Source organism: Paenibacillus enshidis (assembly GCF_042136365.1).
Lineage (GTDB): Bacteria > Bacillota > Bacilli > Paenibacillales > Paenibacillaceae > Paenibacillus > Paenibacillus enshidis.
Genome location: NZ_JBHHMI010000007.1, coordinates 123,718 through 136,669, shown reverse-complemented (window position 1 = coordinate 136,669; position 12,952 = coordinate 123,718). Strand labels below are relative to the sequence as shown.

At 50.1% G+C, this 12,952-nt stretch carries 13 protein-coding genes; 2 read left to right on the top strand and 11 right to left on the bottom strand.

What is annotated here, in order from left to right; genetic code table 11:
- Positions 1-262 precede the first annotated feature (262 nt).
- The 4 genes from ACE41H_RS10620 to ACE41H_RS10605 are packed head-to-tail and all read right to left on the bottom strand — an operon-like array spanning position 263 to position 4,254.
- Positions 263-1,168 carry a DUF4340 domain-containing protein gene (locus ACE41H_RS10620; protein WP_375355203.1) on the bottom strand — a complete coding sequence of 302 codons (906 nt, stop codon included), beginning with the start codon at positions 1,166-1,168 and terminating at the stop codon, positions 263-265.
- Positions 1,165-2,553, bottom strand: coding sequence for a GldG family protein (locus tag ACE41H_RS10615; protein ID WP_375355202.1), 1,389 nt, complete (start codon positions 2,551-2,553; stop codon positions 1,165-1,167). Before ACE41H_RS10615 ends, ACE41H_RS10620 begins: the two co-directional genes overlap by 4 nt.
- A 5-nt stretch (positions 2,554-2,558) precedes the next feature.
- Positions 2,559-3,269: an ABC transporter permease subunit gene (locus ACE41H_RS10610; RefSeq protein ID WP_375355201.1), complete on the bottom strand. Its 711-nt coding sequence runs from the start codon at positions 3,267-3,269 to the stop codon at positions 2,559-2,561.
- Entirely contained in the window at positions 3,241-4,254 is a 1,014-nt protein-coding gene (locus tag ACE41H_RS10605; protein ID WP_375355200.1) for an ABC transporter ATP-binding protein, read from the bottom strand. The genes ACE41H_RS10610 and ACE41H_RS10605 overlap by 29 nt, the downstream gene beginning before the upstream one ends.
- A 285-nt stretch (positions 4,255-4,539) precedes the next feature.
- On the opposite strand from ACE41H_RS10605, the gene ACE41H_RS10600 reads away from it, so the two are divergent.
- Entirely contained in the window at positions 4,540-5,580 is a 1,041-nt protein-coding gene (locus ACE41H_RS10600) for a glycosyltransferase family 4 protein (protein ID WP_375355199.1), read from the top strand.
- A gap of 72 nt (positions 5,581-5,652) precedes the next feature.
- On the opposite strand, the gene ACE41H_RS10595 is transcribed toward ACE41H_RS10600, so the two are convergent.
- Complete coding sequence (locus ACE41H_RS10595) at positions 5,653-6,570, bottom strand: NAD-dependent epimerase/dehydratase family protein (RefSeq protein WP_375355198.1); 918 nt, start codon at positions 6,568-6,570, stop codon at positions 5,653-5,655.
- 173 nt (positions 6,571-6,743) lie between these two features.
- On the opposite strand from ACE41H_RS10595, the gene ACE41H_RS10590 reads away from it, so the two are divergent.
- On the top strand, positions 6,744-7,091 hold the full coding sequence (locus ACE41H_RS10590) for a hypothetical protein (RefSeq protein WP_375355197.1): 348 nt from the start codon (positions 6,744-6,746) through the stop codon (positions 7,089-7,091).
- A gap of 130 nt (positions 7,092-7,221) precedes the next feature.
- Here ACE41H_RS10590 and ACE41H_RS10585 read toward each other — a convergent pair whose 3' ends face one another.
- From ACE41H_RS10585 to ACE41H_RS10560, 6 genes are all read right to left on the bottom strand, one after another.
- On the bottom strand, positions 7,222-8,466 hold the full coding sequence (locus ACE41H_RS10585; protein ID WP_375355196.1) for a glycosyltransferase family 4 protein: 1,245 nt from the start codon (positions 8,464-8,466) through the stop codon (positions 7,222-7,224).
- A gap of 92 nt (positions 8,467-8,558) precedes the next feature.
- Positions 8,559-9,770 carry a glycosyltransferase family 4 protein gene (locus ACE41H_RS10580; protein WP_375355195.1) on the bottom strand — a complete coding sequence of 404 codons (1,212 nt, stop codon included), beginning with the start codon at positions 9,768-9,770 and terminating at the stop codon, positions 8,559-8,561.
- Between the two features lie 14 nt (positions 9,771-9,784).
- Positions 9,785-9,958, bottom strand: a complete 174-nt coding sequence (locus ACE41H_RS10575; RefSeq protein WP_375355194.1) for a hypothetical protein — start codon at positions 9,956-9,958, stop codon at positions 9,785-9,787.
- Positions 9,955-11,193 (bottom strand): glycosyltransferase family 4 protein, encoded by a 1,239-nt coding sequence (locus tag ACE41H_RS10570; RefSeq protein ID WP_375355193.1) that lies wholly within the window; start codon positions 11,191-11,193, stop codon positions 9,955-9,957. The genes ACE41H_RS10575 and ACE41H_RS10570 overlap by 4 nt, the downstream gene beginning before the upstream one ends.
- 88 nt (positions 11,194-11,281) lie before the next feature.
- Positions 11,282-11,455, bottom strand: a complete 174-nt coding sequence (locus ACE41H_RS10565) for a hypothetical protein (RefSeq protein WP_375355192.1) — start codon at positions 11,453-11,455, stop codon at positions 11,282-11,284.
- A gap of 32 nt (positions 11,456-11,487) precedes the next feature.
- On the bottom strand, positions 11,488-12,702 hold the full coding sequence (locus ACE41H_RS10560) for a glycosyltransferase family 4 protein (protein ID WP_375355191.1): 1,215 nt from the start codon (positions 12,700-12,702) through the stop codon (positions 11,488-11,490).
- Positions 12,703-12,952: the final 250 nt, after the last annotated feature.

Here is a 12,952-nt window from a genome sequence, read left to right as displayed (position 1 = left end):
ACGGAATAGGGGTTTATCCTGAGATGTTCTGGATGAGGGGGGCGGTGATCTCCTTATGCATAATGGGGATTTTCTTTGGGCGCTCCGAGAACGAAGCATTCCTCCAACCGCTGTTGACCCTCCGGGCCAAAGGCGGACGCTTACGCTTTATCCGGAATTGCTTCGTTCTCTCCGCTGCTGCGTGCAATCCCCTGCTTAATGCAAAAAGAAGAAATCGCCGCCTGAAAGGGGCTTATAGGTTTGAAAGGCCAAGAACAGGGGACTAATTCCTGTTCTCGGCCTGCTCTATTTCTTTAACATTGTCGGCAGAAACCGCGTAAGCCCAATTGCTGTCAGGGGGGATAATCCACACCGTGTCCGCTTGGTCAGACGTTGTCCAGCCCTGATAAACCTTGGGGTCTTTACCTTCATCCAATGTTACGGTCAACGTAAAACGGTGCGATTCTTTCTTGAGCTCCGATGTGCTGCGGAGCTGTTGGGACGTAGCCACATTAATGAGCTTGTCCGATAATGACGAAGCGTCCTCCTCCTTGATCTGCTGTCCGTTGAGCGTCCAGTCCGGGCCGGACTCCCCGCGTTTCAGTACCCAGGAGGAGGAGGTGCCTTCCCACTCCAATGCCGACAAATGAGCCTTGTCCCATTCAAATGGGGTGGTATCGATAAATTCAGTTGCGCTCAGCAGCATCCCCGATAAGCTGTCCTGGGCGACGGAAATGACCGCTCCGCTCTCCAATTGAACGTAGGAGGAGCTGCCGGATGGCAGCGTGCTTCCCACCGCCAGCTTATGAACCGCACCCTCGTTTCCGGTTACCGTGATGTTCCAGCCATGCTGACCGCCAATACCATACTTTTCCGGGTTCTTGGGCTGCTCCTCTATAATGTCACCGGTCGTCGCTGCTTCAAGCGCATTCAACCAGTTATCAACGGCATAGCTGTTTAACGGGTACGCATGAGGAAGCTTCATGACCCATCCGTCATTCTGCTTTATCATTTCAACAGGCTCACCGCCGGTCTGTTCAATCCTGATTCCGGTTACGGCTTCACGATGAACCGCCATCAGCTTCTGCGGCACCGGATCGGATGCGCGAAAAAAATTATGGCTGCTGGCATACACGACACCGGCGGCAAAAATAAGCACCAACACCAGCGTAGGTATCCATTTTCTCATGCTTTTCGTCTCCTCCACCACAGAAGCAGACCCACTGCGGCAAACAGCAGAGGAATAACAGCAACCGCGATCACGAAAACACTTCTCGCCTGAACAGGCGTCAAGTAGGCAACCTCGTAATTTTGCTGCTGACGGGGCCGAATCGTGAGATCATTCGATTGTTCCCGCAAATAATTGAGTGTATTCAGCGCAAAATCCCGGTTCCCGCCATTCATAAATTCCGTATCGCTAAATAACGAGGAAGTGCCCAAAATGACCGCTTTCGGTTTGCCTTCCTGCGTATTCGCCGCAAACCCCAAATCAACGGGTCCTTTCGTGTCCTGCCCCTCGGTATACTCGGTTTCGTTATTGAGCAGCCCCTGAATATTGGTCTCTGCATAGCTGTCATCCGAGGACTGCAGCAGCGACGTCAGCTGCCATTGGGACTGCTCCTCCGCTTTGACGCCGATGGACAGCGACAGCATCGGGAACAGGTTGGATTCGGACAGCTTGCGTGTAATATCATGATCGCCAAAACTGGGAACAACCCACAACGGACCAAGGGTGCTGGTCTGTGTGTTATCCACGGTTACCGCATGAAGATCGCTCACTCCGTAATCGGAGGCCAGCTTATCGATATTCGTCCAGGCCGATTTCATTTCCTGATTAAAACCGAGCGCCAGCAGCAGCTTGCCGCCATTGCCAAGATAGGTGCGGACTGCTTTTAACTCTGTCGCACTGATATCCCGCTGCGGCCCTATAATCGCCAGCACTTCCGCATCCTCAGGCACCGTACCGTCGCGGTTAAGCTGTACTTCTTCTGCGGTGACATTGCTTTGCTGAAGAGCCGAATTCAGGCTTGTCATACTGGACAGCGGAATCTCTTCATGCCCCGTCAGGAAAGCAACCTTGTGCTTCTCGTCAGAGGATAAGGTCATCAAAGCCGTGGTCAGCTGCTCCTCACCGGAAAATTCATAATTGCCTTCCTGATCGACCGCCCGGAAAAGCGTTCCGATATCGATTGTCCGCCGCTGCTCTCCCTGCTCCAGCACAATGGATGCAGAGGATAACCCGTACTGCTGCGCCAGCGCAGGCTCCTGATTCAAATCATACTGCTCGATTTTCAGCTTGCTGCTGTGCTTTTTATATTCATCCAGCATGTCCGAAACATCCTGATTTAAACGCTGGTTGGCCGATGTGCCGACCGTAAAGGCAATGATGCGCACCTCGCCGCCAAGGTTCTTCAATGCGGTCAGCGTCTGGTCTGACAGCGTATACTGCTTGCCTGCCGACAGATCCAGCTGGAAGCCGCTCAAAGAACGCAAGAACAGCGTCAACAGTATAAAGATGCCGATAAGAGCCGCCGACAGAATCAGGCTGTTGGTCCGGTTTAACCATGTTTTCATGCCGTTCACCTCCACCTTTTCCGCTCGACAACCTGTATGCTGAGCAGCAGGAACAGAACGGCAAGTGTAATATAAAAGAGAACATCCGCGCCGTTGATGAGTCCTTTGATAAAGCTGTTAAAACGTGCGGACAGCGAAAACGGCTCAAGCCATTCCCGCAGTTCGTTTCCGCTTCCGAAGGAATTCAGCATCCAGAGACCCACCAGCAGGATAATACCTGAAACAGCAGCCACCATCTGGTGCTGAGACAGCGTGGATGCAAACAACCCGACCGCCATCATAGCTGCTCCGAGCAAAAACAAACCTAATGCCGAAGTAAACACGGTATTGTAATCAAGATTGCCAAAATAGGACATAATAACAGGGTAGAGCAGGCTGAGCAGAACAAGCATCGCCATCATGACCAACGAGGCCAGATACTTGCCAATCATAATTTCCGCCGCGCTAGCCGGTGATGTCAGCAGCAGCTCGTCCGTTCCCTGGCGAAATTCCTCTGCCATCAGTCTCATGGTCAGCAGCGGAATGACAAACATAAGCAGAGAAAGCGTATCCCCCAGCACAAGTCTGTAGTCCACGATGCTCGGTTGATAAAATACAAAACTTGTATAAAAAAACAGACCGGAAATCAGTGTATACACAGCCAATATAAAATAAGAGGCCGGGGTCCAAAAATAAGCGTGCAGCTCCTTACGACAGATGGCCAGCATTCTCTTCATCCTGTGCCTCCTTCCCGTCAACCGGCGCAAGCCCGGCAGAGGCTTCGCTGGTCGTCAGCTTTTGGAAAATCTGCTCCAGACTCATATTCTCTTTCTTCATTTCCAGGACAGGAATACCGGCTTCCGACAGCTGATAAAAGAGCGGCTCACGGAAATCCTCCCCTGATCGCCCTGTCAGAAGAAGACGGACTGTTCCTTGAACCTCGGCTTCCGGGTTATCTTTCAACACTTCCGCACTTGCATGCTCCCACGCACTGAACACGCTTTGAATACGGCTTTCTTCTCCCTTCAGCTCTACGACCACCTTAAACGGCTCATCCCCTCTGCCACCGATCGAATCTGGTGAGCCATCCAAAACAAGCTTGCCCTGATTAATAATGAGCACCCGGTTACACAGTGTACTCACCTCTGGAAGGATATGGGTACTGAGCAGCACCGTATGCTGCTCTCCCAATTCACGGATCAGCTCACGGATTTCCAGAATCTGATTGGGATCCAGACCGGAAGTAGGCTCATCCAGTACGAGCAGATCCGGCTTGTGAATGATGGCTCCGGCCAGCCCAAGTCTCTGTTTGTAGCCTTTGGACAGGCTGCGCACCAGTTGGCGCTCCCGCCCGTTTAATCCGAGCCTGCTGATCATTTCGCTGATTCTGACCTTCTGCCCTCTGGCTGGCACATCCCGCAAGCTGGCTACAAAGCTTAAATAACCGGAAACGGTCATGTCGTGATAGAGCGGCGGATTTTCCGGCAAATAACCGATGCGTGAGCGCACCCTGCGTCCCTGATCATGCACCGATATGCTGTCAAGCAGAACCTGTCCCTTCGTCGGCTGCAAATAACCTGTAATTAACCGCATGGAGGTCGTTTTGCCTGCACCGTTCGGACCGAGAAAACCGACGATCTCTCCCCGCTGCATGGAGAAGTTCAGTTCTCCGACACCGCGTCCCCCTTCAAACCTTTTGCTTAATTGGTTTACCTCAAGCATGCCCCCCATCCTTTCTTTTTGATAGTATTCTTTTATCGTAGTGCTGCAGGTATAAACCAAGCTTAAAGTCGCTTTAATGGAAGCTTAAAAAAATGTGTCCGAAATGTGAACTTCAATTCCATGCATACATTTCCTCTGACCTGCATATTCTGCATAACCGCAACTTCTGCTGGATATTATCGGAGCTCTCGTCTGAATGAATACATTTGATTTCTTTTCATGCCACCCAGAAAGGGGAGAACGACAATTAAAATATTGTTCACCTTCTATGTACCAAGCGGCGGAATGGAAACACTGAACCGCCAGCGCTGCACAGTACTCGCGCGCAGCGGAATTGAATGTCACCTGCTGTATTACCAAATCGGTACGGGCAAGCAAAATCTGATGAACAATGATATCCCGGTATTTGTCGTCTCTGGCGACAACGAGCTTCTGAATATTGTTCATTCCAACCAATACGATGCGATCATCATCGCCACAGATTTTCATTTGCTGACCAAACTGCGCCAATCGGGCTATAACGGTGCGCTCATTTATGAATCGCAGGGATTCTCAACTATGGAAGAGGCTGAAAGTACGGTGACCGCGGCCGCGCCGATCCTGTATAACTGCTGCAACGGGGTGCTTGTGCCGACGACCTCGTATCTTGTTGAACTGTTCACCAGGCTATGCCCGTCGCTCAATCTTTTCTCTTTTCCGAATGTGCTCGACACCTCTACAATCCGTTATATAGCAAACATTCCCCCTTCCGATCCGGTTGTGGCCTGGATCGGAAGGCTTGAGCCCAATAAAAACTGGAGACATTTTCTAGATATTTCTTTATTGCTGCGACAGCAATTCCCCAACCTGGGATTGTGGATGTTTTATGACGATACCCTTTCACAGCCGGATGACAGGAATCAGTTCGAATACTTGCTCAGTACCCATGGCTTATCCAATGTTGTTGAAAAATTGAACAACATCCCGCATCATAAAATGCCTTATTATTACTCCATGATCGGCGATTCCGGGGGTTTTCTTCTTTCCACTTCCCTGCTCGAGGGTTTTGGTTATGCAGTAGCAGAGGCTATGGCCTGCCGCTGTCCGGTGATTAGTACCGATTCCCACGGGGTACGAATCTTAATCAGACATAATGAAACGGGGAAATTTTATGTGCATGGGGATCTTGATCAAGCGGCAGCAGAAGGAGCAGAGTTGATAACAAATCATGCCTTGCGCGAGCATATTCGCCAGCAGGGAATAGACATGGTCGCCGGACTGCTGAACGCCGATTCCTATGTCCACTCCTTCCGCTCCATGCTGCATTCACTGGGATTAGCCAATTAACGGTTATGAGTAACTAACCCGCAGCAGCCCTCCGGCTGGTCACCGGAGGGCTGCCTGTCTGTCCTATCGGGTTCATCCAACATTGTTCAACCAACTGTCATATGTCTGCCTTAATCCTTTTTCAATACTGTAAGACGGCTTCCATCCAAGCAGCATACCGGCTTTAGTATTTTCAAGACAGCTGTGCCTGATGTCCCCCGTTTTGGCTGGTGTATGCACAGACGTCAAGCCTCTGCCATGCAGGCCGAGCAGATAGGAAGCCAAACCGTTGATCGTAGAAGTACGGCCTGTGCTGACATGGACTGTGCTTTGACTGGCTTTCCGGGCAGCGGCCATATTGGCCTTGACAACATCATATACATAAATAAAATCTCTCGTCTGTTCGCCATCCCCGTGAATTTGCAAGGGCTCCCCTTTCACCAGCCGTTCCATGAACAGAGCTACAACGCCGCCCTCCCCTTTTACCCCTTGGCCTGGCCCATATACATTGCTGTAACGCAGAATAGTGTATTCTACTCCATAAAGATGGTGAAACAAACGGATATAACATTCCGCAGCCAGCTTGGATTGGCCATAGCAGGAAATCGGAACCGTGGGGTCTTCTTCTACGATTCGTTCCTTTTGCAGCTCTCCGTATATCCCTGCCGTTGAAGAAAAGACGATCTTGCATCCCGCCTCCCTGCAAGCCTCCAGAATACGAAGCGTACCCATAATATTAACATCGGCATCCTGCCATGGCTGCCGAATGGAATGCTGAACGTCTGCCTGAGCAGCAAGATGAAAGACAACGTCAGGGCGTTCCTGCTTGACGATCTCACTGGCCTCCATGCTGCGGATATCCATCTGATGAAACACCGCTCTTGCATCCAGTCCCGCAGTACTTCCGCTCGAAAGATTATCCAGCACGTGCACCTCGTATCCGGAATCGGTCAGGGCACGGACAAGATGGGTCCCGATAAATCCGGCTCCTCCGGTTACAACAGCCTTCACTGACCTCACCCTCCTGATCTATTTGAAAATGGCATTTGATAACTCATTAAATGCATGATTTCGACCAAGAGTATGGACCAATACAGGATTATTTCAAAAAAGGCAATCATCCAAGCCGGTATTCCTTTTTCACCATATAATGAGAGCAGCCAGCTAAAAAGGAGGCTTTACCTATGTCTGTATTCCGCTTGTCCACCGGACAGCATATTCATTGTCCAAGCCAAGATATTGACAGCATACAAATAACCATCCAGAACTGTGGCTTACACCAAACTGACGTTTTGGTGGAGGTAGACAGCCCCAACGGCCTACTGCTGCGTGAGCTCCGCACCCTGAAGACTCAGAACGATTTTCCGTCTTTATTCATGATTAAAAACATTGCTACAAATGGAAACCCATTCATCCTGCAAGTTGTGTCGAATACCCGGAATAAGGATACCCTGCTTGTCCTCGTAGAGCTTATGAAAGACAGTACGATTATTGCCAGTCATACGAACAGGGACTTTACGATTTTGGAATAGATGAGAGGGGAAAGACTGAAAGTACACCCCCTATAATAGACATTGGAAAACACCCCCTGGGAACCAATGAATTATAGGGGGTGTTTTTTTTATATCATAATTTTCTGATACGTACAGTTCAATTCATTATTCAGTTCAGATGTGTGTAATCAGAATTTTTGTTTGGCCAAAGCGCCCTCTGATAAACCTTAAGAAGATTTCCGATCATTAGGTCCATTGACCAATACTCTGTCCCCCACGCTTTAGCTGCAGCTCCCATATTGGCACGCACTTCATCATGAGCCAGAAGAAACTCAAGATGGGAGGCTAACATATTTACATCCCCCACGGGTGAGACGAGGCCTGTCACTTCGTGCTGAACCATCTCTGGCAGCCCCCCCGCATTGGACACAACAACGGGCAACCCTGATACCTGGGCCTCCATCACTGAAAAAGGCTGGTTATCCTGAATGCTGGGGTGTACAAAGATATCCGCCTGCTGGAGCAGAGCGGGAATATCCGAACGATGGCCGAGAAACACAACATTCCCGGCGACTCCGGCCTGAATTGCCTGTTTCATCAGATCCTCTTTCTTGTCCCCTTCCCCTACGATCCAGCACACCCAGTCGCTGCGGCGCTGATTCAGGAGCTGCAGCGCGGAGATGAGAAAATGAAGCCCTTTAATATAAACCAGACGGGCAGGACAAATAATCACCTTTTTTCCATCAGGAGCGGTTAGATCGGTGCCTTGGGCACAGATGGACCAGAATTGATCGGTGTCCAGACCGTATGGGAAGGTGCTGATTTGCTGTTCGGGAACCGAAAAATTCTGCATAAGAATGTTCTTCATCCAGGTGGTTGAAGTTATCGTTACATCTGCGGCAGCAGATCCGTAATGCTCCAAAGCCCAGTAGTATTTCCACACCGGCGATTCCCGGTAACCGGGGTCCTGATTCCGTTGCAATAAAAGTATAACTTCGCTTGCTAGTGAGCCGTGAACATTGGCAACCAAGGCTGTATGTTTGCTTTTCACCCTGCTCATGGCAAGCGCTGAGATGACATCCTGTGCATGAATGATATCATAATGGTCCAACCCGAAATAAGCCGCGGACAGCTCCAGGCAGTATCGGTCCAGCTCGACATTGCGAACCCAGGGGTCCATATTCAGCAGGGGATTCGCATTCTCATTAAGCTTTCTTTGCAGCATAGGCAGAATGAACTCCTTGCTCAATTCCCTCTCCTGGTTGACAATATAATATTTAGGGGAATCCGGCCCATTCCCGAACAGATCGACGGTATGTCCAAGCTGCTCCAGTCTGCGCTTGACCTGCAGCATAAACGGCCAGACCCCGCCCAAATGGGGGATCGGCCAGTACGTTGCCAGTAAAATATTCAATAGATCATCTCCCCCTGTCTGAAAGATAACCTCCGAACACCTCACGCCGAATGAACTCACGTGCCCTTCGGATGAGGTGTTTTTGGACAGAATTATCTAATCAGCCTAAGCGCCCTCTGATAAGCCTGAAGATATCTTCCAATCATGTGCTCCAGTGACCAATGCTCTGTCCCCCACGCTTTAGCCGCAGCTCCCATGTTGGCACGAACTTCATCATGAACCAGCAGAAACTCAAGATGGGAGGCTAACGTCTCTACTTCCCCTACAGCTGAAACGAGGCCTGTCACTTCGTGCTGAACCATTTCCGGCAGCCCCCCGGCATTGGATACAACAGCCGGCAATCCGGCAACCTGAGCCTCCATCACTGAAAAAGGCATGTTGTCCTGAATGCTGGGGTGTACAAAGATATCTGCCTGCTGCAGCAAGGCAGGGACATCCTTACGCTGTCCGAGAAACACAACATCTTCAGCGATTCCCGCCGCCAACGCCTGCTGTATCAGTTCCTCTTTCTTGTCCCCTTCCCCTGGAATCCAGCACACCCAGTCGCTCCGGCGCTGCTTCAGCAATTGCAGAGCAGAGATGAGGAAATGCAACCCTTTAATATGCACCAGACGGGCAGGACAAATCATCACCTTTTTTCCGTCAGGAGCGGTTAGATCGGTGCCTTGGGCACAAACAGACCAGAATTTATCGGTGTCCAAACCATTTGAGATGGTGCTGACTTGCTGTTCGGGAACCGCAAAATCTTGCACAAGAATATTTTTCAACCAATGGGTAGGAGTTATTGTTACATCCGCTGCAGCAGCTCCGTTATGCTCCAAGGCCCAATAGTATTTCCACACCGGCGATTCCCGGTATCCGGAGTCTTGCTGCCAAAGCATAAATTCTCTGGCAAGCGAGCCATGGATGGTGGCAACCAGGGCTGTATGTTTGCTTTTCACCCTGTTCATGGCCAGCGTTGAAATGACATCCTGCGTATGAATGAGGTCGTAATGATCCAGGCCAAAATATGCCGCAGACAGCTCCATGCAGTACCGGTCCAGCTCAACATTGCGAACCCAGCTATCCACATGCAGCAGGGGGCTGGCTGCCTCATTAAGCTTTCTTTCCTGCAAAGGCAGAATGAACTCCTTGCTCAGTTCCCTCCCCTGGTTGACAATATGATATTTAGTACCATCCGGCGAGTTCCCAAACAGATCAACATGATGTCCGAGCAACTCCAATTCACGCTTGATCTGCAGCATAAACGGCCAGACTCCGCCCAAATGGGGAATCGGCCAATACATGGCCAGTAAAATATTCAATAGACCTTCACTCCCTATTTGGGTCCTTCCAGCAAAACTGTCAAAATCCTCTGATCAGGCAATATATACTTTTCCGGAAGTCCCATATTGATCCTGTTCCAAATGCTATAATCCACATACAGATCCGGATGTGACTGCTGAACTGCAAATATCCCGTTGTATAAATCACTGATCACTTGAACTCTCATCGTACTCCTCCCTTTTCTTTCGCCTGCTCTGAAACCTGCTCATAAACCTGAAGAATTCTTCCAATCATTTGATCTATTGACCAATGTGCTGCCCCCCACGCTTTAGCCGCTGCTCCCATATTGACTCGAGCTTCATCGTTAGACAGAAGATATTCAAGATGGGAGGCTAACGCATTTACATCTCCCACGGGTGAGACGAGGCCTGTCACTTCGTGCTGAACCATTTCCGGCAGCCCTCCGGCATTGGACACAACAGCCGGCAATCCCAGTATCTGCGCCTCTATCACCGAAAAAGGCATGTTATCCTGAATGCTGGGGTGTACAAAGATATCTGCTTTCTGGAGCAAAGCGGGAATATCCATCCGATGACCGAGAAACATAACATCCTGACCGATTCCGGCCTGAAGCGCCTGCTGCATGAGCTCCCCTTTTTTCTCCCCTTCTCCCACGATCCAGCACACCCAGTCGCTTCGGCGCTGCTTCAGCTGCTGCAGAGCGGAGATGAGAAAATGCAGCCCTTTAATATAAACCAGACGGGCAGGACAAATCATCACCTTCTTTCCGGGAGGAGCGGCCATATCGGTGCCGCTGGCGCAGACGGACCAGAATTTATCGGTGTTCAGACCATATTGGAAGACAGTAATTTGCTGCTCGGGAACCGCAAACTGCTGTACAAGAATGTTCTTCATCCAGTTGGTTGAAGCTATCGTTACATCCGCGGACACGCCTCCGTAATGCTCCAAACCCCAGTAATATTTCCACACCGGCGATTGCCGGCATGCGGATCCCTGATCCCGTTCCAGACCAAGCATGACTTCCCTTGCAATCGAGCCGTGGATGCTGGCAACCAAGGGGGTATGTTTGCCTTTCACCCTGCTCATAGCAATCGTTGAGATGGCATCCTGTGTATGAATGATATCGTAATGGTCCAGCCCAAAATAAGCCGCCGACAGCTCCATGCAATACCGGTCCATTTCTATTCCGCGAACCCAGGCATTCACATGCAGCAAGGGAACCGTCGCCCCATTAAGCTCTCTTTCCAGCACAGGAAGGATGAACTCCTTACCCAGCCCCCTCCCCTGGTTGACCATTTGAAATTTAGGAGGATCCATTCCATTTCCAAGCAGATCGACGGTATGCCCAAGTTTCTCCAATCCGCGCTTGATCTGCAGCATAAACGGCCAGACTCCGCCTAAATGGGGAATCGGCCAGTATGTTGCAAGTAAAATATTCAATAGACTTTCACTCCCTGTAAAGATGATTCCGCAAAGAAAACCTCACCCAAGATGGTCGCATGGCATTCAGGCGAGGTTTTTTAAAAGGTTATTTACCCTCTTCCAGCAAGAGTGACAGAAGCGTCTGATCTGGCAATGTATACTCTTCATGGAGTCCCATGTTGATCTTATTCCAGATGTTATAGTCCACATACAGATCCGGGTGCGGCTGCCGAACAGTAAATATCCCGTTAAAGAAATCACTAATCACTTTAACTTTCATGGTTTTCCTTCCTTTCCCTTCGCCTGTATCCTTCATCTATATACTTTATTTGAAACACTCTCATAAGTCTGAATATATTTTCCGATCATTTGATCCATTGACCAGTGTGCCGTCCCCCATGCTTTAGCCGCCGCTCCCATTTGGGCTCGAACATCATCGCGAGACAGAAGATATTCAAGCTGAGAGGCTAACGCATTTACATCTCCCACGGGTGAGACGAGACCTGTAACTTCGTGCTGGACCATTTCCGGAAGCCCTCCGGCATTGGACACAACAGCAGGCAATCCTGAAACTTGAGCCTCCATCACCGAAAAAGGCATATTATCCTGAACACTGGGATGTACAAAGATATCAGCCTGCTGAAGCAAGGCGGGAACATCTTCCCGGCTCCCAAGAAAAAGGACATCCCCACCGAGTCCCGCCTGCAGCGCCTGCTGCATCAGTTCCTCTTTCTTCTCCCCGTCCCCTGCGATCCAGCACACCCAGTCGCTTCGGCGCTGCTTGAGCTGCTGCAGAGCGGAAATGAGAAAATGCAGCCCTTTAATATACACCAGACGGGCAGGACAAATCATCACCTTCTTTCCGGGAGGAGCAGCCATATCAGTGCCGCTGGCGCAGACAGACCAGAATTGATCGAAATCCAGACCGTATTGGAAAGTGCTGATCTTCTGCTCGGGGACCGCAAACTCCTCCACAAGAATGTTCTTCAGCCAGTTGGTTGAAGTTATTGTTGCATCCGTGGACACACCTCCGAAATGCTCCAAAGCCCAGTAGTATTTCCATACCGGCGATTGCCGGTATCCGGCGTCCAGATTCACAAGCCTGATTTCCCTTGCAACCGAGCCGTGGATGGTGGCAACCAAGGCGGTATGCTTTCTTTTCACCCTGCTCATTGCACGCGTTGAAATGATGTCCTGTGTATGAATGATGTCGTAATGATCCAATCCGAAATATGCCGCAGACAACTCCATGCAATACCGGTCCAACTCTGCATTATAAACCCAAGTATCCATATGCATGAGGGGGGCCGTCGTTTCATTAAGATTTTTACTCAACATAGGAAAGATGCTCTCCTTGCTGACTTCTTTCCCCTGGTTGACCATATGATATTTAGTACTGCCCGGCGCATTCCCGAACAAATCGACGGTATGCCCCAGCTTCTCCAGTTCGCGCTTGATCTGCAGCATAAACGGCCAGACCCCTCCCACATGGGGAATCGGCCAATACGTTGCCAGTAAAATATTCAACAGTTCATCACTCCTTTCTGAAGGATGCCGCTTTCAGGCGAGGTCCTTACATGTTATTTACGCCTTTCCGACAAGAACTGCCAGAATCCTCGGATCGGGCACTGTATACCCTGGAGGGAGTTCCATATTGATCTTGTTCCAGATGTTATAGTCCACATATATATCCGGGTGTGGCTGCCGAACACCAAATATCCTGCTGTATAAAGCACTAGTTACCATAACTCTCATAATTTTCCTCCCTTTCCCTTCG

Excerpts from the sequence above, each read along its gene's own strand:
- ACE41H_RS10620 (WP_375355203.1), bottom strand. The coding sequence starts at position 1,168 with ATGAGAAAATGGATACCTACGCTGGTGTTGGTGCTTATTTTTGCCGCC.
- ACE41H_RS10615 (WP_375355202.1), bottom strand. The coding sequence starts at position 2,553 with ATGAAAACATGGTTAAACCGGACCAACAGCCTGATTCTGTCGGCGGCT.
- ACE41H_RS10610 (WP_375355201.1), bottom strand. The coding sequence starts at position 3,269 with ATGAAGAGAATGCTGGCCATCTGTCGTAAGGAGCTGCACGCTTATTTT.
- ACE41H_RS10605 (WP_375355200.1), bottom strand. The coding sequence starts at position 4,254 with ATGCTTGAGGTAAACCAATTAAGCAAAAGGTTTGAAGGGGGACGCGGT.
- ACE41H_RS10600 (WP_375355199.1), top strand. The coding sequence starts at position 4,540 with ATGGAAACACTGAACCGCCAGCGCTGCACAGTACTCGCGCGCAGCGGA.
- ACE41H_RS10590 (WP_375355197.1), top strand. The coding sequence starts at position 6,744 with ATGTCTGTATTCCGCTTGTCCACCGGACAGCATATTCATTGTCCAAGC.
- ACE41H_RS10575 (WP_375355194.1), bottom strand. The coding sequence starts at position 9,958 with ATGAGAGTTCAAGTGATCAGTGATTTATACAACGGGATATTTGCAGTT.
- ACE41H_RS10565 (WP_375355192.1), bottom strand. The coding sequence starts at position 11,455 with ATGAAAGTTAAAGTGATTAGTGATTTCTTTAACGGGATATTTACTGTT.